This is a genomic window from Sphingomonas sp. ABOLH, assembly GCF_003951715.1.
In the GTDB taxonomy this organism is placed as follows: domain Bacteria; phylum Pseudomonadota; class Alphaproteobacteria; order Sphingomonadales; family Sphingomonadaceae; genus Sphingomonas; species Sphingomonas hankookensis_A.
Window position 1 is genome coordinate 1 of the sequence record NZ_QQWV01000041.1, and the last position, 18,689, is coordinate 18,689.

19 protein-coding genes, 1 tRNA gene and 1 pseudogene are annotated in these 18,689 nt (G+C 67.0%); 9 read left to right on the forward strand and 12 right to left on the reverse strand.

The window, feature by feature from the left end:
• The 3 genes and pseudogenes from CA237_RS15575 to CA237_RS15585 all read left to right on the forward strand — a co-directional run.
• Positions 1–108 (forward strand): annotated as a pseudogene (locus CA237_RS15575) (IS5/IS1182 family transposase); the annotation flags it as partial.
• Between the two features lie 21 nt (positions 109–129).
• Positions 130–1,812, forward strand: a complete 1,683-nt coding sequence (locus tag CA237_RS15580; RefSeq protein ID WP_206432999.1) for an acyltransferase family protein — start codon at positions 130–132, stop codon at positions 1,810–1,812.
• A gap of 98 nt (positions 1,813–1,910) precedes the next feature.
• Positions 1,911–1,986: transfer RNA gene (locus CA237_RS15585), tRNA-Val, on the forward strand.
• A 213-nt stretch (positions 1,987–2,199) separates the two neighbouring features.
• Here the strand turns inward: CA237_RS15585 and CA237_RS15590 are convergent.
• The 7 genes from CA237_RS15590 to CA237_RS15620 all read right to left on the reverse strand — a co-directional run bounded on the left by CA237_RS15590 (position 2,200) and on the right by CA237_RS15620 (position 7,062).
• A complete protein-coding gene (locus CA237_RS15590) occupies positions 2,200–3,123 on the reverse strand; it encodes a winged helix DNA-binding protein (protein ID WP_126014669.1) in 924 nt (307 codons plus the stop codon).
• Positions 3,124–3,176: 53 nt separating this feature from the next.
• A complete protein-coding gene (locus CA237_RS15595) occupies positions 3,177–4,667 on the reverse strand; it encodes an NAD(P)(+) transhydrogenase (Re/Si-specific) subunit beta (protein ID WP_126014671.1) in 1,491 nt (496 codons plus the stop codon).
• A 4-nt stretch (positions 4,668–4,671) separates the two neighbouring features.
• Positions 4,672–4,950: an NAD(P) transhydrogenase subunit alpha gene (locus tag CA237_RS15600; protein WP_055757824.1), complete on the reverse strand. Its 279-nt coding sequence runs from the start codon at positions 4,948–4,950 to the stop codon at positions 4,672–4,674.
• 11 nt (positions 4,951–4,961) lie between these two features.
• Positions 4,962–5,315, reverse strand: coding sequence for an endonuclease domain-containing protein (locus CA237_RS15605; RefSeq protein ID WP_066691839.1), 354 nt, complete (start codon positions 5,313–5,315; stop codon positions 4,962–4,964).
• A gap of 110 nt (positions 5,316–5,425) precedes the next feature.
• Positions 5,426–5,794, reverse strand: a complete 369-nt coding sequence (locus CA237_RS15610) for a PH domain-containing protein (RefSeq protein WP_126014673.1) — start codon at positions 5,792–5,794, stop codon at positions 5,426–5,428.
• A 13-nt stretch (positions 5,795–5,807) separates the two neighbouring features.
• Entirely contained in the window at positions 5,808–6,935 is a 1,128-nt protein-coding gene (locus CA237_RS15615; protein ID WP_066691843.1) for a Re/Si-specific NAD(P)(+) transhydrogenase subunit alpha, read from the reverse strand.
• A gap of 1 nt (position 6,936) precedes the next feature.
• Positions 6,937–7,062 carry an aa3-type cytochrome c oxidase subunit IV gene (locus tag CA237_RS15620; RefSeq protein WP_084401675.1) on the reverse strand — a complete coding sequence of 42 codons (126 nt, stop codon included), beginning with the start codon at positions 7,060–7,062 and terminating at the stop codon, positions 6,937–6,939.
• 187 nt (positions 7,063–7,249) lie between these two features.
• On the opposite strand from CA237_RS15620, the gene CA237_RS15625 reads away from it, so the two are divergent.
• Positions 7,250–8,680, forward strand: a complete 1,431-nt coding sequence (locus CA237_RS15625; protein ID WP_066691844.1) for a sigma-54 dependent transcriptional regulator — start codon at positions 7,250–7,252, stop codon at positions 8,678–8,680.
• Positions 8,681–9,143: 463 nt separating this feature from the next.
• Here the strand turns inward: CA237_RS15625 and CA237_RS15630 are convergent, their stop codons facing one another.
• Positions 9,144–9,692 carry a pseudouridine synthase gene (locus CA237_RS15630; protein WP_066691845.1) on the reverse strand — a complete coding sequence of 183 codons (549 nt, stop codon included), beginning with the start codon at positions 9,690–9,692 and terminating at the stop codon, positions 9,144–9,146.
• A gap of 107 nt (positions 9,693–9,799) precedes the next feature.
• Here CA237_RS15630 and fghA point away from each other — a divergent pair, with 107 nt between their 5' ends.
• Positions 9,800–10,648 (forward strand): S-formylglutathione hydrolase, encoded by an 849-nt coding sequence (gene fghA / locus CA237_RS15635; protein WP_066691846.1) that lies wholly within the window; start codon positions 9,800–9,802, stop codon positions 10,646–10,648.
• Between the two features lie 132 nt (positions 10,649–10,780).
• Here fghA and CA237_RS15640 read toward each other — a convergent pair whose 3' ends face one another.
• Positions 10,781–11,491, reverse strand: a complete 711-nt coding sequence (locus CA237_RS15640; RefSeq protein ID WP_066691849.1) for a FadR/GntR family transcriptional regulator — start codon at positions 11,489–11,491, stop codon at positions 10,781–10,783.
• A gap of 101 nt (positions 11,492–11,592) precedes the next feature.
• Between CA237_RS15640 and CA237_RS15645 the strand changes: the two genes are divergently transcribed.
• The 4 genes from CA237_RS15645 (at position 11,593) to CA237_RS15660 (ending at position 15,850) form a co-directional block, all read left to right on the forward strand.
• Entirely contained in the window at positions 11,593–13,173 is a 1,581-nt protein-coding gene (locus tag CA237_RS15645) for a sodium/sugar symporter (protein ID WP_126014675.1), read from the forward strand.
• On the forward strand, positions 13,164–14,033 hold the full coding sequence (locus tag CA237_RS15650; RefSeq protein WP_066691856.1) for a 2-dehydro-3-deoxygalactonokinase: 870 nt from the start codon (positions 13,164–13,166) through the stop codon (positions 14,031–14,033). The genes CA237_RS15645 and CA237_RS15650 overlap by 10 nt, the downstream gene beginning before the upstream one ends.
• Positions 14,030–14,668, forward strand: coding sequence for a 2-dehydro-3-deoxy-6-phosphogalactonate aldolase (locus tag CA237_RS15655; protein WP_066691859.1), 639 nt, complete (start codon positions 14,030–14,032; stop codon positions 14,666–14,668). Before CA237_RS15650 ends, CA237_RS15655 begins: the two co-directional genes overlap by 4 nt.
• 387 nt (positions 14,669–15,055) lie before the next feature.
• Positions 15,056–15,850, forward strand: coding sequence for a hypothetical protein (locus CA237_RS15660; protein ID WP_066691862.1), 795 nt, complete (start codon positions 15,056–15,058; stop codon positions 15,848–15,850).
• Positions 15,851–15,919: 69 nt separating this feature from the next.
• Here the strand turns inward: CA237_RS15660 and nadA are convergent, their stop codons facing one another.
• The 3 genes from nadA to CA237_RS15675 form a co-directional block, all read right to left on the reverse strand.
• Positions 15,920–16,915: a quinolinate synthase NadA gene (nadA, locus tag CA237_RS15665; RefSeq protein ID WP_066692755.1), complete on the reverse strand. Its 996-nt coding sequence runs from the start codon at positions 16,913–16,915 to the stop codon at positions 15,920–15,922.
• A 180-nt stretch (positions 16,916–17,095) separates the two neighbouring features.
• The gene (locus CA237_RS15670) at positions 17,096–17,812 is read right to left on the reverse strand and encodes a DUF4230 domain-containing protein (protein WP_066691869.1); all 717 of its coding nucleotides are present in this window, start codon (positions 17,810–17,812) and stop codon (positions 17,096–17,098) included.
• Complete coding sequence (locus tag CA237_RS15675) at positions 17,797–18,654, reverse strand: MBL fold metallo-hydrolase (protein WP_066691871.1); 858 nt, start codon at positions 18,652–18,654, stop codon at positions 17,797–17,799. The genes CA237_RS15670 and CA237_RS15675 overlap by 16 nt, the downstream gene beginning before the upstream one ends.
• Positions 18,655–18,689: the final 35 nt, after the last annotated feature.

The window sequence follows — 18,689 nt, forward strand, 5'->3', positions numbered from 1 at the left end:
TTCGGCCGCCTCAAGGACTGGCGCCGCGTCGCAACCCGCTACGACCGCTGCCCGACAGCCTTCTTCTCCGCCATCGTCCTCGCTGCCACCGTCATCTTCTGGCTGTAATCAACGAGTCCTGACCCTAGCATCTGGGATTTTTACGAACGACGCGTCCGGCGGGTTTTCCCTGCTATCATCTTCTTGTATATTTGCACCTTGGTGGCGTCTGCCATAATTCTACTTCCCGATGAAACGCTGCAGCAAGCGAAGAACACGGCGGCATCCGCTCTTTTTGCATCGAACATCTATTTTTATACTCAGTTCGACTATTTTGATGCTTCCTCCGAATTTAACGCCTTGCTTCACACGTGGTCTCTTTCGGTCGAAGAGCAGTTTTATATTTTCTTCCCGCCCCTGCTGGCATTTGTCCATCGCCGCTTTCCTGCAGCGCTCAAGCCCTTGGTCGGATTTATTCTCGTCATAACTCTGATTTTGTCGCAGTGGAGACTAGCTACCGATCCGTCTGCAGCATTTTATCTCGTCCAGTATCGGGCGTGGGAACTGATGATCGGGTCGGTTTTAGCTCTTGGCATGATTCCCGAGTCGCGCGGTGGCGTCGTCGCCGATGTTGTCGGTGCAATTGGCCTGGGATGTATCGGCGCCAGCGCGCTACTCCTGACCAAAATCAGCAGCTTTCCCGGAATCAATGCGGCTCCCGCGTGCATTGGTGCAGCGTGCCTGATCTGGTCGGGGTCGGCCCGTCGTACGTTGGCAGGACGATTGCTTAGCATCCCGCCCGCCCGCTTTTTCGGCAAGATTTCTTATTCTCTGTACCTTTGGCACTGGCCGATTTGGGTCTTGGGCAATCAGGTGTACGAACCGAGGAACAGTGCTGGTCGGCTGGTCTACATCGCGATCGCGATCATAGCGGCGACCCTGTCCTGGCGGTTTGTCGAGCAACCGTTCCGCAAACGCGATGAGGCCGTTTCCTCAAAGCGCGTCGTGGCGATCGGTGTGGGATCGATGCTATTCGTCCTCGCTTTCGCCGCTGCCACACCGTTCGTCGCACGTGCCTATTGGCAAGTGCCTGCTCGTGTCGAGCGGGTGGCAAAGTTCATCAACTATCGCGCGGATGACAACTTCCGCGTCGGCAGTTGCTTCCTTACCACCCGCGACACATTCGTATCCTATGCGCGCGATACGTGCCTCCCCATTTCGTCGACGAAACCGAACTATCTGCTTCTAGGCGACAGCCATGCGGCGCATTTCCTGCCCGGTATGATGGCACAACGGGATATTAACCTGCTACAGGCGACCGCATCGGGTTGCCGCCCCGTGGCCGATCCCACCGGGGAGCGTCGCTGTACGGCCTTGATGCATTTCATCACGGACGAATTCCTCCCCCGGCACCGCATGGACACGGTTATCATCTCCGCCCGTTGGGCGAATGACGATTGGCCCGCTCTGCGTCGCCAGATCGAACACGTTCGTCGCTACGCCAATCACGTCATCATATTCGGCCCGATCGCTGAATATGACCGCGCATTACCACGCGTCCTTGCCACCGCCTTGTATCGCAACGATCCAAGCGTACTGGCAGATCATCGTGTCGCCGACAGGCGCGCGCTCGATGCCGAGTTCAAACGGAAGGTACCCACGACCGGAGCAATCTACGTCTCGGTCTACGACGCAATTTGTCCTGATGGGCGTTGCACGCTTTGGACAGCCGACGGTAATCCGGTCCAATCGGATTATGGTCATCTGTCGGCGGAGGGGTCGAAGTTGATGATCGACCGAATCCGCCGTAACCATCCGTTCCCGCTCAAGTAGCGCCGGTCGGTCAGAGGGACGGGGATTTCGAACCTTAGTTGCGAAATCCCTGTTGCAACCTGCCTAAACCACGGTATTCGGCACCTCTCCCGCAGAGGGGGCGCTTAGCTCAGTTGGTAGAGCATCTCGTTTACACCGAGAGGGTCGGCGGTTCGAGCCCGTCAGCGCCCACCACCGCGCAGCGCAGGATGGGCTGCAAGCAGCACACACCATGCGCCAGCGCGGCCAGCGGGTCGAAGCCAGGCCATAAGGCGCGGCTTCGCCACGACTGACGGCCTGCGCGGGTGCGATGCGGTTTTTTGCGTGGCTCCTGAGCCGCCTTGGCCTGCGCTAGCGCAGAACGGCACTGGATGAGTGGCCTGCCGCGCCGCTCCAAGGCGACACTCCCTACGCCCAGCCCAACCCCGCCTTCGCCACCGCCTGGCCATAGCGTTCCATCCCCGTCACCGCCTGCGCGGTGAGGGCGACGAACGCCCGGCGGCGGTCGCTCGGGTCTTCGCGGCGCATCAGCAGGCCGGCATCGGTCATCGCCGTGATCCAGCGCAGCGCCGTCGTCGGCGGCACGGCGGCGGCGATGCACAGGCTCGACACCGATACCGTCAGCCCCTCCAACCGGGCGGCGAACAGGTCGAGCAGCATGTCCCAGGCGGGATCGGCGAACAGGTCCTTCGGAAAATACTGGTCGCGCATCCGGCGGGCGCGGATCGCGCCGCGCACGGTTGCGGCCGTGATCTCGACCGGTGCCTCGCTTTCGGACGGGGGTGCCACAAAGTCCGACCCGCGGTCGCGCACGCCGTCGCCGGCCCCTCCGTCGCGGCTGAGCTTGAGCAGCGCTTCGGCGATACGCGCGATCTCGGCGTTCAGTCGGCGCAGGCGTTCGGCGTCGCGCTCCGCGGCGTGCATCCCGTCAGCGACGCCGCCGCTCAGCGCAATCGCCGCAACCCGCTCCTCGGGCCGGGCGTCGCACAACAGGATCGCCGGGCCACCCAGCAGGTGCAGCGACACGATGTCGAGCGCATCGAGCGGGAAACTGGCGACGATCTGCGCCCGGTCGCGCCGGGCGCGTGCGACCAGCAGCGGCAGGGTGCGGTCGAGGTCCGCCGGATCGACGCCCGCCGCCTCGACCAGCAGCAGGTCGGCATGCGGGATCGCATCGAGCGCGTCGGCGATCCCGGCAAAGCCGATCGTGTCGCCGACCTGCACCCCGGCCGCGCGCGCCGCCTGTGCCGCATCGTCCGCCGCAATCGCATCGTCGGCGACGATGATCGCCCGCCGCGTTGCCGGCTCACCAAATCCTTCGAACGCCGTCAAACCGTCCCCCTGTCCTATCCGTATACGGGACCCGATAGGAGGGACGGGCCGGCTTAGTCCATCGCCTTCACGATTTCCTCGACCATCTTCTTGGCGTCGGCGAGCAGCATCATGGTGTTGTCGCGGTAGAAGACCTCGTTATCGACCCCGGCATAGCCCACCCCGCCCATCGACCGCTTGATGAACAGCACGGTCTTTGCCTTTTCGACGTCGAGCACCGGCATGCCGTAGATCGGCGAGGTCTTGTCGGTCTTCGCCGCCGGGTTGGTCACGTCGTTGGCGCCGATGACGAAGGCGACGTCGGTCTGTGCGAATTCGGCGTTGATGTCCTCCAGCTCGAACACATCGTCATAGGGCACATTGGCTTCGGCGAGCAGCACGTTCATATGCCCCGGCATCCGCCCCGCGACCGGATGGATGGCGTATTTCACGCGGACGCCATGTTCCTTCAGCTTGTCGCCCATTTCCCTGAGCGCATGCTGCGCCTGCGCCACCGCCATGCCGTAGCCGGGGACGATGATGACCTGTTCGGCCTGCTGCATCAGGAAGGCGGCGTCCTCTGCCGATCCGCGCTTCCACGGCCGGTCGATCGCCGCCGCGCCTCCCCCGCCGCTGTCGGTCGCGCCAAAGCCGCCGGCGATCACACTGATGAAGCTGCGGTTCATCGCGCGGCACATGATGTAGCTGAGGATCGCGCCCGACGAGCCGACCAGCGCGCCGGTGATGATCATCGCGGTATTGCCGAGGGTGAAGCCCATCGCCGCCGCCGCCCAGCCCGAATAGCTGTTGAGCATCGACACGACGACCGGCATGTCCGCCCCGCCGATCGGGATGATCAGCAGGAAACCGATCGCGAACGACAGCACGACCACCGCCCAGAACGGCCAGCTGTCCTGCGTATGCGCGAACTGCGCGACCAGCAGCAGGATCGCGGCCAGCGTGGCGAGGTTGATGACGTGCCGGCCGGGCAGCAGGATCGGCTTGCCCGACATCGATCCGTTGAGTTTCAGGAAGGCGATGACCGACCCCGAAAAGGTGATCGCGCCGATTGCGACGCCCAGCCCCATCTCGACCTTGCTGACGGGATTGATGACCGCGAAGGGCTGTCCGATCATCGGGATCACCATCTTCGCGATGCCGAACGCCTGCGGGTTCAGATAGGCGGCGATCCCGACCAGGACGGCGGCGAGACCGACTAGCGAGTGGAAGGCGGCGACCAGCTGCGGCATCGCGGTCATCGCGATGCGCTTGGCGGTGGTCAGGCCGATGACCGCACCGATCGCGATGGCGATCAGGATTTCGGCGATCGTGACGACATCATAGCTCCACGTTTCGCCATAGAGGTCGGATCGCTCCGACAGTCCGCCGACGATCGGCAGATGCGTAAAGATCGTGGTCAGCACCGCGATCCCCATGCCGATCATGCCGAGCCGATTGCCCCGCCGGCTGGTCGCTGGCGACGACAGGCCGCGCAGCGCGAGGATGAAGCACACGCCCGCCACCAGATAGGCGAAGGCGACCCATGGATTGACCGGTGCGTGCATCCCCTCACCCCTTCTTCTTGTACATGGCGAGCATGCGTTCGGTGACGGCGAACCCGCCGAAGATATTGATGCTGGCCAGCACCACGCCGAGCAGCCCCAGCCATTTGGCCCCCGGCACGCCCGCGGCGGCGGCGGCGATCAGCGCGCCGACGATGATGACCGAGGAGATGGCGTTGGTGACCGCCATCAACGGCGTATGCAGCGCCGGCGTCACCGACCAGACGACATAATAGCCGACGAAGCAGGCGAGGACGAAGATCGACAGGATCGAGAGGAAGTCCATCGAGTTATCCTTCAAGATCCTCCCCAAGCATGCTTGGGAAGGGGGACCGCCGGCGCAGCCGGGGGTTGGAGGGGCAGCGCGGTCTCGGCGATCGCTTCGGCCGCGGCGCCGGGGTCGGCTAGCACGTCACGGGCGGGGATGCGGACGATGGTCAGGCCCCGTGCAGCGAGGACGGCGTCCCGCTCAGCGTCGCGCGCAGAACGGCTCCCCCGATCATGCGCCTCGCCGTCGATCTCAATCGACAGCTTGGCTCGCGCGCAATAGAAGTCGAGCACGTACTTCAAGATCGGATGCTGCCGCCGAAACTTCAGGCCATAGGGTTCAAGTCGCAGGCGTTGCCACAGCAGCACTTCGGGCAAGCTCATTTCGCGCCGCAGGCGTCGTGCCTGTCGGACCGTCGAAGCCCCTCCACCACGCTGCGCGTGGTCCCCCTCCCCATGCGACGCATGGGGAGGATTTGAGGAGGTGATCGCTCTCACCGTTTCGCCAGCACCTGTTCCGCCAGCAGCCGCTGGATCGCGGCCGGGTCGGCGTTGCGGCTGACCTTCAGGACCATCGGCGTCGCCTGCCCGGTGACCCACAGGTGCAGGTCGCTGTCGAGGTCGAACGTCCCGGCGCTTTCGACCGAAAAGCCGGTGATCGAGCGATAGGGTACGCTGCGGAAGGCGATCTTGGAGCCGGTGATGCCCTGCACGTCGACCAGCACGAAGCGCAGGTTGGTGAGGAAGGCGGTGTCGCGGAGCGAGCGGAAGGCGGCCAGTACCTCCTCCCCCGCGATCAGGGCGTGGCCGTATTTTTCGTGGATTTCGGCCGGATCGACCTCGTGGCTGCTGAACAGACTCATTGATATTCCCCCTTCAAGCGGTCAGGCGTGTGTTCGTCACCTGGCCGTCCTGCGTCAGGCGGATCGCCTGCGTTACCTCGTCATCGGCGGGCAGGATCGGGCGGCCGGCGTCCTTGTCCCAATAGGCGGCCAGAAAGTTGTAAAGGTTGCGCGCAAACAATGCCGATGCGTCCGCGGCAAGGCGGCTCGCCACGTTGCGATGGCCGACGATGTTGACACCGTGTCGCTGAACCACCTCGCCCGCGACCGATCCTTCGACATTGCCGCCCTGTTCGACCGCGAGGTCGACGATGACGCTGCCCGGCCGCATCGAGGCGATCTGCGCGTCGCTGATGAGCCGGGGAGCGGGCCTGCCCGGGATCAGCGCGGTGGTGATGACGATGTCCTGTTTCGCGATATGGGCGGAGACCAGCTCGGCCTGTGCGGCCTGATACTCGGCGCTCATTTCGCCGGCATAGCCGCCCGCGCCTTCGCCCTCGATGCCTGCAACCTTCTCCACGAAGATCGGCTTGGCGCCCAGAGACAGGATCTGTTCCCTGGTCGCCGAGCGCACGTCGGTCGCGCTGACCTGCGCCCCCAGCCGGCGCGCGGTGGCGATCGCCTGCAAGCCCGCCACGCCGACGCCCATGACGAATACCCGCGCCGCGCTGATCGTACCGGCCGCCGTCATCATCATCGGGAAGGCGCGACCATATTCCGATGCGGCGTCGAGCACCGCCTTGTACCCCGCCAGGTTCGCCTGCGACGACAAGATGTCCATCGACTGGGCGCGGGTGATGCGCGGCATCCATTCCATCGCCAGCGCCTCCAGCCCGAGCGCGGCGTACCCTTCGATCCGCGCGCGGTCGCCGAACGGATTGAGGCTCCCCAGCAGCCATGCACCGCGCTTTGCGCCGGAAAGGCTTTCCGGCGCGGGCGCGGCGACGCCCAGCACGATGTCGGCATCGGCCAGTATCTGCGCGCGGCCGCCGATGGTGGCGCCGGCGGCGGCATAGGCGGCATCGTCGATCGACGCAGCCGTCCCCGCCCCCGTTTCCACCGCCACCTCGGCGCCGAGGCCGATCAACTTCTTAACCGTTTCGGGGGTCGCGGCGACCCGGCGTTCGCCGGCGGCCTGTTCGGCGAGCAGCGCGACCTTCACGTCAGCCCGCGATCAGATAGATGACCAGTGCGGCGATCAGGGCGCAGATCACGGTGCCCCAGGTGAACCAGCGCAGGAAGCTGTTGTACGTCCCGGCATGGGCGGGCGGGCGGCCTTCTACTGCCATCGGAACTCCTCTCGATCCGTTATCTTGGCGCAAGACTAGCGCGCCGCCACCCGCGCGCCAAGCCCTGTGCCGACGCGCCGTTCCGAGGCCGCAGGAAACGACATTGCGTCATCGGCTTAAGTCGAATTTTACGAACGTCTGCGCATGGTTGCTCCGTTACGGGACGATAGGGACACATGGACAGCATATGACGCGCGACGGGCAAAGGCTGTTGATGGTGATCGACGACGAACCGGCGCAGCGGCGGCTGGTCGCGGCGATCGCGGGGCGGCGCGGGTGGCGCACGCTGTTCGCGCGGGATGGGGAAAGCGCGCTGGCGATGCTCGGCACGCCCGACGGCATGGCGCTGGACGCGGTGCTGCTGGACCATTGGTCGCCGGATGCCGATGCGACCGCGCTGATCGCCGAATTGCGCCGCAACCGCCCGGCGCTGCCGATCCTGTTGCTCACCGCCAATGAATCGGTGGCGGGCGCGGTCGCGGCGATGCGCGCGGGGGCGAGCGATTTCCTGGTCAAGCCGATCGCCGCCGAACGGCTGCTGACCGCCCTGGAAGCCGCGGCCGGTGGTGCCACGCGCGGCGAGCTGCGCCCACTGACCGAGAAACTGTCGATGACGCTGGCATTCGAGGAGATCGTCGGGTCGGCCCCGCAATTCCGCGCTGCCCTCGCCATCGCCGCCAAGGCGGCCCGCGCGCGGGTGCCGGTGCTGATCGAGGGCGAAAGCGGGGTCGGCAAGGAAGTGGTCGCGGATGCGATCCACGCCGCATCCCCGCGCGCCCGCAAGCCGATGGTGCGGGTCAATTGCGGCGCGATCCCCGCCAATCTGGTCGAAAGCGAGCTGTTCGGCCACGAAAAGGGCGCGTTCACCGGCGCGTTCGAACGCAAGATCGGCCGGTTCCAGGAAGCGGACGGCGGCACGATCTTCCTCGACGAGATCGGCGAAATGCCGTTCGAGACGCAGGTGAAGCTGCTGCGGGTGCTGCAATCGGGCGAGATCCATGCGGTCGGCGCGCGCCATCCGCGCGAGGTGGACGTGCGCGTCATCGCCGCGACCAACAAGACGCTGACGCAGGAGGTCGAGGCCGGACGGTTCCGCGAGGACCTGTATTACCGGTTGAACGTCGTGCAGGTGACGATCCCGCCGTTGCGCGACCGCATCGGCGACATTCCCGCGCTGGCCCGCCACCTGATGGCGCGGATCGCGCAGCAGCCGGGGCTGCGGCCGCTGGGGATCACCGACGATGCCATTGCGCTGCTCGGCACCTATCCGTGGCCGGGCAATGTCCGCCAGTTGCAGAACGCGCTGTTCCGTGCGGCGGTGCTGTGCGACGGGGACGCGCTGACCCGGGCCGATTTCCCCGAGATCGCACAGATCGCGGAAGGCGGCGCGCCGCAGCCGGTGCTGCCCGCGCAACGCCACGATGTTGCGGGCGGTGTCACGCTGTTCCGCCCCGACGGAAACCTGCGCGCGCTGGAGGAGATCGAGGCCGACGTCATCCGCCTCGCCATCGGCCATTATCGCGGGCGGATGACCGAGGTCGCCCGGCGGCTGGGGATCGGGCGGTCGACGCTGTATCGGAAATTGGGCGAATTGGGGATCGACCAGAACGCCGCTTGAGGGATTTTCGCCCCCCCTTCGAAAGGTCGTCACCCCGGACTTGATCCGGGGTCCCGCTTGCTTGCTACGGCGGCAGAAGAAGCGGGACCCCGGGTCAAGCCCGGGGTGACGGGTGGGGTTGCTTCCATCGTCATTCCCGCGAAGGCGGGAATCCATTGCCGCAACGGTTCTGCGTGATCCGGGACGTCAGCGTCTATGGACTCCCGCCTTCGCGGGAGTGACGAAGAATTGGGTTCGGCCTGCAACAGGCCGTATCCCCGCGCAGGCGGGGATCCAGAGCCACAGGCGTCGCGCTTTGTAACCCTGGATCCCCGCCTGCGCGGGGATACACAAGCAAGGGCACGATACCAGTGCTTCGGGCGCCCTGGATCCCCGCCTGCGCGGGGATACAGATGTGATGACCGGCGGCTTCGATCCATCGCGGCTTGGATCCCCGCCCCCGCGGGGATACGGATCAGCTGCGTCAGGCGACCACCTCCCGCCATTCCCCCGGCGCCAGCCCTTCGACACTCCACGGCCCGATCCGCCAGCGCACCAGCCGGAGCGTCGGCAGGCCGACCGCCGCCGTCATCCGCCGCACCTGCCGGTTGCGCCCTTCGCGGATGGTGAGCGACAGCCAATGGTCGGGCACGCTCTTGCGGAAGCGTATCGGCGGCACGCGCTCCCACAGGTCGGGCGGGTCGATCGCCATCACCTCCGCCGGGCGGGTCGGGCCGTCGTTGAGCGCGACGCCCTGCCGCAGCCGGTCGAGCGCGGCGGCGTCGGGCGCGCCCTCTACCTGCACGAGATAGGTCTTGGGCAGCTTGAACCGGGGATCGGCGATCCGCGCCTGCAGGCGGCCGTCGTCGGTCAGCAGCAACAGCCCCTCGCTGTCGCGGTCAAGCCGCCCGGCGGGATAGACGCCGGGCACCGCGACATGGTCCGACAGCGTGGCACGCGCGCCCTGCGTCCCGCGATCGGTGAATTGCGACAGCACGTCATAGGGTTTGTTGAGAAGGATCAGCCGCGCCATGGCGCTCTGTCGGCGATCCGCCCCGCGCTGTCGAGGGGGCGGGAACCGCTATCGTCGCGGCACGTCCCTGCCCTATAGCCCGGTCCGCCTATCGAGGGAGAGCGCCCATGAAGACCGTTTCGACCGCCCGCGCCCATGGCGGCACGCAGGGCGTCTATTCACATGAATCGACCGCCACCGGCACGACGATGACCTTTTCGGTGTTCGTGCCGCCGCTGGACGAAGGGCAGCGCGCGCCGGTGCTGTGGTATCTCTCCGGCCTGACCTGCACCCATGCCAATGTCACCGACAAGGGCGAGTTCCGTGCGGCGTGCGCCGAGGCGGGGATCGCCTTCATCGCGCCCGACACTTCGCCGCGCGGCGAAGGCGTGCCCGACGACCCGCAAGGCGCGTGGGATTTCGGGCTGGGCGCGGGTTTCTATGTCGATGCGACCGAGGAGCCGTGGGCGAAGCATTACCGGATGCGGTCGTACGTCGAGGACGAGCTGCCCGCGCTGATCGTCAGCGAATTTCCGATGCTCGATTGCAGCCGCCAGTCGATCACCGGCCATTCGATGGGCGGGCATGGCGCGCTGACCATCGCCCTGCGCAATCCCGACCGGTTCCGGTCGGTGTCGGCCTTTGCGCCGATCGTCGCGCCGGGCCAGGTGCCGTGGGGCGAGAAGGCGCTGGGCGGCTATCTCGGCGACGACCGGTCGGCATGGCGCGCGGCGGATGCGGTGGCGATGATCGAGGATGGCGCGCGGGTGAAGGAGGTGCTGGTCGATCAGGGCGATGCCGACAATTTCCTGGCCGAACAGCTGCGGCCGGAATTGCTGGCGCGGGCCTGTGCGGATGCCGGGATCGACTGCACGCTTCGCATGCAGCCGGGGTATGACCATAGCTATCACTTCATCTCGACCTTCATGGCCGATCATGTGCGCTGGCATGGGGAGCGGTTGAAGGCGGATCGCTAGAGCTTCGTCATTCCCGCGCAGGCGGGAATCCATTGCCGCGACCGGTCGTGAAAGAAGCGCAGCGTCGGCGTGTATGGATTCCCGCCTTCGCGGGAATGACGACTATTTTCGGGGAAGCGGTGCCGGCCCGGCCTACCCCTCCCCCCGCTGCTCGATCAGCTCCAGCACGTCGCCGATCAGCGCGCGCATCGCGGCGCGGGCCGTGAGGGGGTCGCGCGCGGCGATGGCGTCGGCGACCGCGCCATGCTGTTCGACGCTGGCCGAGCGGCCGACGATCGTGTTGGTGAAGCGGATCGAGGTGTTGAGCGCGGTCGCCACCATCTCGCGGAACTGGGCGTAGAACGGGTTCTTCGCCGCCAGCAGGATCGCGACATGGAAGTCGATATCGGCGTCCAGCGCATCGTCCTCGCCCCGCTCGGCCGCCGCCATCCGTGACAGGCCCTGCCGGATGCGCGCGAGGTCGTCGTCATCGGCCGCGACCGCCGCCAGCGCCGCCGCCTCCGGCTCGATCGCGACGCGCAGCTGGTTGAACTGGCGCAGCAGCTCGACCGAGAATTTGCGGTCGAGCAGCCAGTGCAGCACATCGGGATCGAACAGGTTCCATGCCGCTGCCGGGCGGACCACCGTCCCTTGCCTCGGGCGGGCGCTGACCAGCCCCTTGGCGGTCAGCATCTTCACCGCTTCGCGTGTGACCGAGCGGCTGATGCCATGGGTCTTGCCGATCTCCGCCTCGGTCGGAAAGGGGCGGTCGTCATATTCACCGGTGACGATCGCGCGTCCCAGAGTGTCGAGCGTCGCGCGCGTCAGATTGCCGCCGGGCATCCCGGTCATCCGCACCGCCATGGTCCCTCTCTCTCCCCTTATCGGCCGCTTCGTACTGGACAGCTGCCATTCATCGTATAATTGTCCTGTCCCAAAGCGCCAGTGGGCGGGGGAGGATTAACATGCGTCTGTCGACGATCGATCTGATCGTGGTCGTGATCTACGCGATCGGCATCTTCGGGCTGGCCCAATGGGTCAGCCGCGACAAGGGCGGCCATCAGAAGGACAGCTCGGACTACTTCCTCGCGTCCAAGTCGCTGCCATGGTGGGCGATCGGCGCGTCGCTGATCGCGGCTAATATCTCGGCCGAACAGATCGTCGGCATGGCGGGGTCGGGCTATGCGATCGGCCTCGCCATCGCCTCCTATGAATGGATGGCGGCGCTGACGCTGCTGATCGTCGGCAAATTCTTCCTGCCGATCTTCCTGCGCAACGAAATCTACACGATGCCGCAGTTCCTCGAACAGCGGTACGGCCCGTCGATCCGCACGCTGATGGCGGTGTTCTGGCTGGCGCTGTACGTGTTCGTGAACCTGACCAGCATCATCTGGCTCGGCTCGATCGCCGTCACGCAGGTCGCGGGCGTCGACCAGACGGTGGCGCTGGTCGGGCTGGGCCTGTTCGCTTTGCTCTATCAGTTGCGGGGCGGTTTGAAGGCGGTGGCGCTGACCGACATCGTGCAGGTCACGCTGCTGGTGTTCGGCGGGCTGACCATCTCGTATCTTACGCTGTCGCAGATCGGGGGCGATGCCGGGGTGATGGGCGGATTCGCCGAGCTGACGCGGCGTGCGCCCGAAAAGTTCGACATGATCCTGTCGCGCGACAATCCCTTCTACAAGGACCTGCCGGGCCTCTCGGTGCTGATCGGCGGCATGTGGATCGCGAATTTGAGCTATTGGGGGTTCAACCAGTATATCATCCAGCGGGCACTCGCCGCGAAATCGCTGCCCGAGGCGCAGAAGGGCATCGTGTTCGCGGCATACCTCAAGCTGCTGATGCCGCTCGTGATCGTGGTGCCCGGCATCGCCGCGGTCGTGCTGGCGCCCGACCTCGCCAAGCCCGACGAAGCCTATCCGACGATGATGCGGCTGCTGCCCTCCGGGTTGCTCGGGCTGGTCTTTGCGGCGCTGATCGCCGCGATCATCGCGTCGACTGCGTCGAAGATCAATTCGATCGCGACCATCTTCACCCTCGACCTCTATGCCAAGCGCACCAGCGAGAGCGGAGCGATGGATGCGGTGATGGAGCGCAAGCTGGTCCGCATCGGCCGCATCGCCGCGACCGTCGCGATCCTGATCGCGATCCTCGCCGCGAAGCCGCTGCTGGGCGGCGCGGACCAGGCGTTCCAGTTCATCCAGGAATTTTCGGGCTTCTTCACGCCGGGGATCACCGTGATCTTCCTGCTCGGCCTGTTCTGGAAACGGGCGACCGAGGCCGGCGCGATCGGCGCGGCGATCGCGTCGGTCGTGCTGTCGTGGCTGTTCCGCACGGTCGCACCGGGCATTCCGTTCATGGACCGGATGGGGATCGTGTTCCTGCTGAGCCTCGGCCTCGCGGTCGTGCTGTCGCTGGCGATGAAGGGGCGTGGCGATGCCAATCGCATCACCATGCAGGGCGTGTCGTTCGGCACCTCGACCGGCTTCAATGTCGCCGGGCTGGGCGTCGTCCTGATCCTGATCGCGCTGTACGCGACATGGTGGTGAGCCCGTTCATCGCGATCGACTGGGGCACGACCAACCGGCGTGCGTACCGGGTCGAGGACGGGCGCATCGCCGCCACGCTGCGCAGTCCGCAGGGCGTGTCGACCACGCCGGCTGATGCCTATGCGCAGGAACTGGCCGCGATCCGGGCGGAGCTGGGCGACCTGCCGGTGCTGATGGCGGGCATGGTCGGGTCGACGATCGGGTGGCGGGTCGCCCCCTATGTCGCGGTGCCGGCGGATATCGCCGACATTGCCGCGCAGTTGACGTGGATCGACGACCGTACGGCGATCGTGCCCGGCCTTTCTTTCACCCGCAGCGGTCACGGGGACGTGATGCGCGGCGAGGAGGTGCAGCTGCTCGGCGCGGCGCTCGCCGGACAGGTTCCGGCGGACGCGCTGCTGTGCCAGCCGGGCACGCACTGCAAATGGGTCGAGCTGACCGGGGGCAAGGTCACGGCCTTCACCACCGCGATGACTGGCGAGCTGTTCGCGCTGCTGAAAGGCGGTGGCGTCCTCGCGCCGCAGCTGGCCGCGCCGGTCGCCGCCGGGGATGCGTTCCGCGAGGGCGTGCGCGAAGGGGCGAAGCGTGACCTCGCCGCCAGCCTGTTCGGCATCCGTGCGGCGCATGTGCTGGGTCTGCGCGACGATGCGGACGCCGCCTCCTATGCCAGCGGCGTGCTGATCGGCAGCGACGTCGCTGCGCGCATCGGCGACGGCCGCGACGTCCACCTCGTCGCCGATGGCGATCTCGCCACCCTCTACGCCACCGCGATCGAGACCCTGAACGGCCGCGCCCTTGTCAGCGGGTGCGAGGCCGCCTTTATCGCCGGCATCACCCAGATCCGAAAGTTGTCCGCATGAGCCATCTGTCCGCCTTCGACGCCGCCTTCGCCCGTTGCCCGCTGGTCGCGATCCTGCGCGGGGTACAGCCGCATGAGGTGGAGGCGATCGGCGACGCGCTGATCGACGCCGGCTTCACCATCGTCGAGGTACCGCTCAACTCGCCCGATCCGTATGAGAGCATCACCCGCCTGTCGAAGAAACTGGAGGGCTATGCCGTGGTCGGCGCCGGCACGGTGCTGCGCGTCGAACAGGTGGAGCAGGTCGAGGCGGCAGGCGGCACGCTGATCATCGCGCCCAACGCCAACACGGCGGTGATTTCGGCGGCAGCGGAGCGCGGGCTGGTCGCCATGCCCGGCATCGCCACCCCGACCGAGGCGTTCGCGGCGCTGGACGCCGGGGCCGCGGCGCTGAAACTGTTCCCGGCCGAAGCCGCCAGCCCGGCGGTGATGAAGGCGATGCGCGCCGTCCTGCCCCGCGACGTGCGGATGCTGCCGGTCGGCGGCGTCGTGCCATCGGTGCTGGAGGATTGGCACAAGGCCGGTGCGGCCGGGTACGGCCTGGGGTCCGCGCTGTACGTGCCAGGGATGGACGCGGCGACGGTCGGCGAGCGCGCGCGGGCGTTCGTCGCGGCGTGGACTGCGCTGGAGCGGTAGGCGGGGTTCGGCACGCCGGCGCAGGCCGGGGTACGGGGAATGATTGCTCGAGCGCACGAGGTTCGCCGCAGGCTTCGGCCGAGCGGTAAGCCATAGCCGCCGATGTCGCGAATTCAGCCGAACCGGCAGCGTGTATGGATTCCCGCCTTCGCGGGAATGACGGAGTTGGTAAGGGCGGTTCGAGCCGACAATCCTGGCCCACCAGCTCGACCGTACCCCCGCGCAGGCGGGGGTCTAGAGCCAGGCACGGCAAGAGTTGCGCGCTTGACCCTGGATCCCCGCCTGCGCGGGGATACGGCACGCGGGAAAGGGTCCCGGCTCCATCAGAGGGGATCGAACGGTTTCCGGCCCCGGCAACCGAACGCGGCGTAACGAGTTTGCAGGGGCATGCCGACCCGAGCCCTTCGAACCAGCGACGCATCGCCGCTTGCCCGCGCCCTTCCTATTATCTGCGCCGTCTCGCAGCTGCTGACCCCGCTCCTGCCGGGGATCGGCATCGGGCGGAGCATCGGTGAGCAGTCGAACATGGTGCGAACGCTGGTGACGCCCGCCGGTTGGGCGTTCGCCATCTGGGGCGCGCTCTATACCGGCACGATCGTATTCGCGGTGTATCAGGCGTTGCCGAAGCAGCGCGGCAACCCGTTGCTCGCGCGGTTGCGGATGCCGGCGGCGGGTGCGTTTCTCGGCAATGCGCTATGGGCGGCCTATACACAGCTATTCGGGCTGAGCTTTCCGTCGGCGATCATCATCCTGTTCACGCTCCTCTGCCTGATCGCGACGCTGAGGACCTTTTCGGGCTGGCCGCACGGCTTTTCCGCCGGGGAGCGCTGGTGCGCCGCGCTGCCGCTGACCGCGCTGACCAGCTGGCTGACGGTCGCGTCGATCGTCAACATCGCCGCGACGCTGCGCTTTCACGGGGTCGATGCCGGGGCCGCCGCGCCGCTGGTGTCGGCGCTGTTGCTGGTGGTGGCCGGCGCGATCGCGGCGGCGGCGCTGATCGCGACGCGCGGCTGCCCGCCCTATGCGCTGGTATTCCTGTGGGCGCTGGCGGCGATCTGGGCGGCGGGCGGACAGGCGGCGACGCTGGTCGCGCTCGCGGTGCTTGCCGCCGCGCTGCTGGTGGTCGTGGGGACGCTCACCGGGCTGTCGCGCGGTGGCGTGCGGCACTGGCTGGGGCGGTAGGGCAGACCGCGCGTCGTAGGAGAAGAACCGGGACCCCGGCGCAAGGCCGGGGTGACGTGGGGTTTTGGGTCAGCTTGCGCGTAGCGGTCCCAGGTCGCCCAGCCCGACCGTGCCGCTGGCCATCGCCAGCATCCGGTCGAGCGACACCTTCGCCTTCACCCGCAGCCCTTCCTCGATCTCGATCCGCGGCGACAGGTCGCGGAGCGCAATATAGAGCTTTTCCAGCGTGTTGAGCGCCATGTACGGACAGATATTGCAGTTGCAGTTGCCGTCCGCGCCGGGCGCGCCGATGAAGTTCTTGTTCGGCAGCGCCTTTTCCATCTGGTGGATGATGTGCGGCTCGGTCGCGACGATCAGCGTGTCGCCGGGGAATTCGCTGGCATAGGACAGGATGCCGCTGGTCGACCCAACATAATCAGCATGGTCGAGGATGATCGCCGGACATTCGGGATGCGCCGCGACCGGGGCGTTCGGGTGTTGCGCCTTGAGCTTCAGCAGCTCGGTCTCGCTGAACGCCTCGTGCACGATGCACACACCCGGCCAGAGCAGCATGTCGCGGCCGGTCTTGCGCATCAGATAGCCGCCGAGATTGCGGTCGGGACCGAAGATCACCTTCTGGTCGGCGGGCAGCTGCGACAGGATCTTCTCGGCGGAGGACGAGGTGACGATGATGTCGCTGAGCGCCTTCACCTCGGTCGAGCAGTTGATGTAGGTCAGCGCGATGTGATCGGGATGCTGCGCGCGAAACGCGGCGAACTGTTCGGGCGGACAGCTGTCCTCCAGCGAACAGCCGGCATCCATGTCGGGCAGGATCACCGTCTTGTCGGGCGACAGGATCTTCGCGGTTTCCGCCATGAAGCGCACGCCGCAGAACGCGATGACATCGGCATCGGTCGCCGCCGCCTTGCGGCTGAGGTCGAGGCTGTCGCCGACGAAGTCCGCCAGGTCCTGAATCTCGGGCTTCTGGTAATAATGGCCGAGGATGACGGCGTTGCGCTCACGGCGCAGCCGGTCGATTTCGGCCAGCAGGTCGGTGCCGGTGGGCAATTCGGTGCGCGCGTTCATCATCGTCTCCCTGTGACCGAGCCCCTAGGTCGGTCGCGGTTCGTCTGCAAGCCGGGTGTCGTGATCCCGATCGCCGTACCCCCGCGCAGGCGGGAGTCCAGGGTCACCGTCGCCGACCTTGGTTTTTTGCGGCTCTGGATCCCCGCCTGCGCGAGGATAGGGTCGCGGTCGACCGGCTTGTCATCGTCGGTTACCCAGCACCTCGGCGGGCGGTGCGGACACGTCCCAGCGTTCGCCGTCCCGCCGGCCTCGCTCCGCCGGGAAGGTGACGACCACCCGCACATCGCCCTCGCCCGCCGCCGCCAGCGGCGCGGCGAGGAGGCGGGCGAGGTTGGCGCGCGCCAGTTCGCGGGCCTGTGCCAGCCGCTCGGGGCTGCGCGCCTCGCGTTCGGCGCGGGTCTGCGCCACCGCCGACACGCGCTGTGCCAGTGCCGCCGCCGCCTCACGCGAGACGTAGAGGCCGCTGGTCTGGACCAACGTCCGCCCGGCTTCGTCGATATTCGGTTTGGCGACGGTCACGTCGGGGGCGTCGACCACCAGCGTCCGCGTGTCCGCCGACCAGCTGAGTGCGCCCTCCCCAATGCTCCCCAGATCGACGAAGTAATCGACCGAATAGGGCATTTTCACCACCTGGTCGCTGCGCAGCCAGCCGAAGCCGCGCACGTCGCTGGCTGTTGCCTGCAACGTGCCCGACAGCGAGGCGACCTTGAGCGCACTCGCCCCCGACAGCCGCGCGGTGATGATCCGCGTCACCGCCTGTCCGCTATCGGGTTCGGTAGTGACGGTGTATTTTTCCTCATAGTGGCGCCACAGCGTCCAGCCGCCGAATGCGAGCGCGATCAGCAGGACGACCGCCACGCCCAGGCGGATCGCCTGCGGCCTTACATGCGCTGCCATGTCGCGCCCTCCCGCCGGACGATACCGCGCCGTTCCATGTCGATCAGATGCGCCAGCACCGAGCGTTCGGCCGCGCCCAGCAATTTGGGGTGCAGCCCGACATACATGACCGCGACCATTGCAGGAATGTCGTGGGTCCCACGTTCGATCGCGCGGGCGATCTGCCCCTCGCGCTGCTTGCGGTGGCCGAGCATCCCGCGCACCAGCCGGCGGGGATTGTCGACCTGATCGCCGTGCGCGGGATAATAGACCCGGTCCTCGCGGCCCAGCAGCTTGTCGAGACTGGCCATGTAATCGCCCATGTCGCCATCGGGCGGCGAGACGATGGTGGTCGACCAGCCCATGACATGATCGCCGCTGAACAATGCGCCGCTTTCGGGCAGCGCGAAGGCGAGGTGGTTCGACGTGTGCCCCGGCGTCGCGACCGCGACCAATGTCCAGCCGTCGCCCGCCACCGCCTCGCCGTCGGCCAGCACCCGGTCGGGGCGATAGTCGATATCGAACGCGGCATCGGCGCGGGGGCCTTCGTCGTCCATCGTCAGCGGCGCGCAACCGATGATCGGCGCGCCGGTCCGCTCGGCCAGCGGCTTCGCCGCGGGGCTATGGTCGCGGTGGGTGTGGGTGCACAGGATCGCCGCAACCTTCCGGTCGCCGACCGCCGCCAGCAGCGCGTCCAGGTGCACGTCGTCGACCGGCCCCGGATCGATGATCGCGACCGCACCGCTGCCGCCGACGACGAAGCTCTGCGTACCGGTGTGGGTATAGGGGGATGCGTTGCGCGCCAGCACGCGCGTCACCAGCGGTTCGAGCGGCTGGGGGATACCGGGGGGAGATTCGGCCATTGATCGTCAGATGGCGGCGGCACGCGCCCGATGCA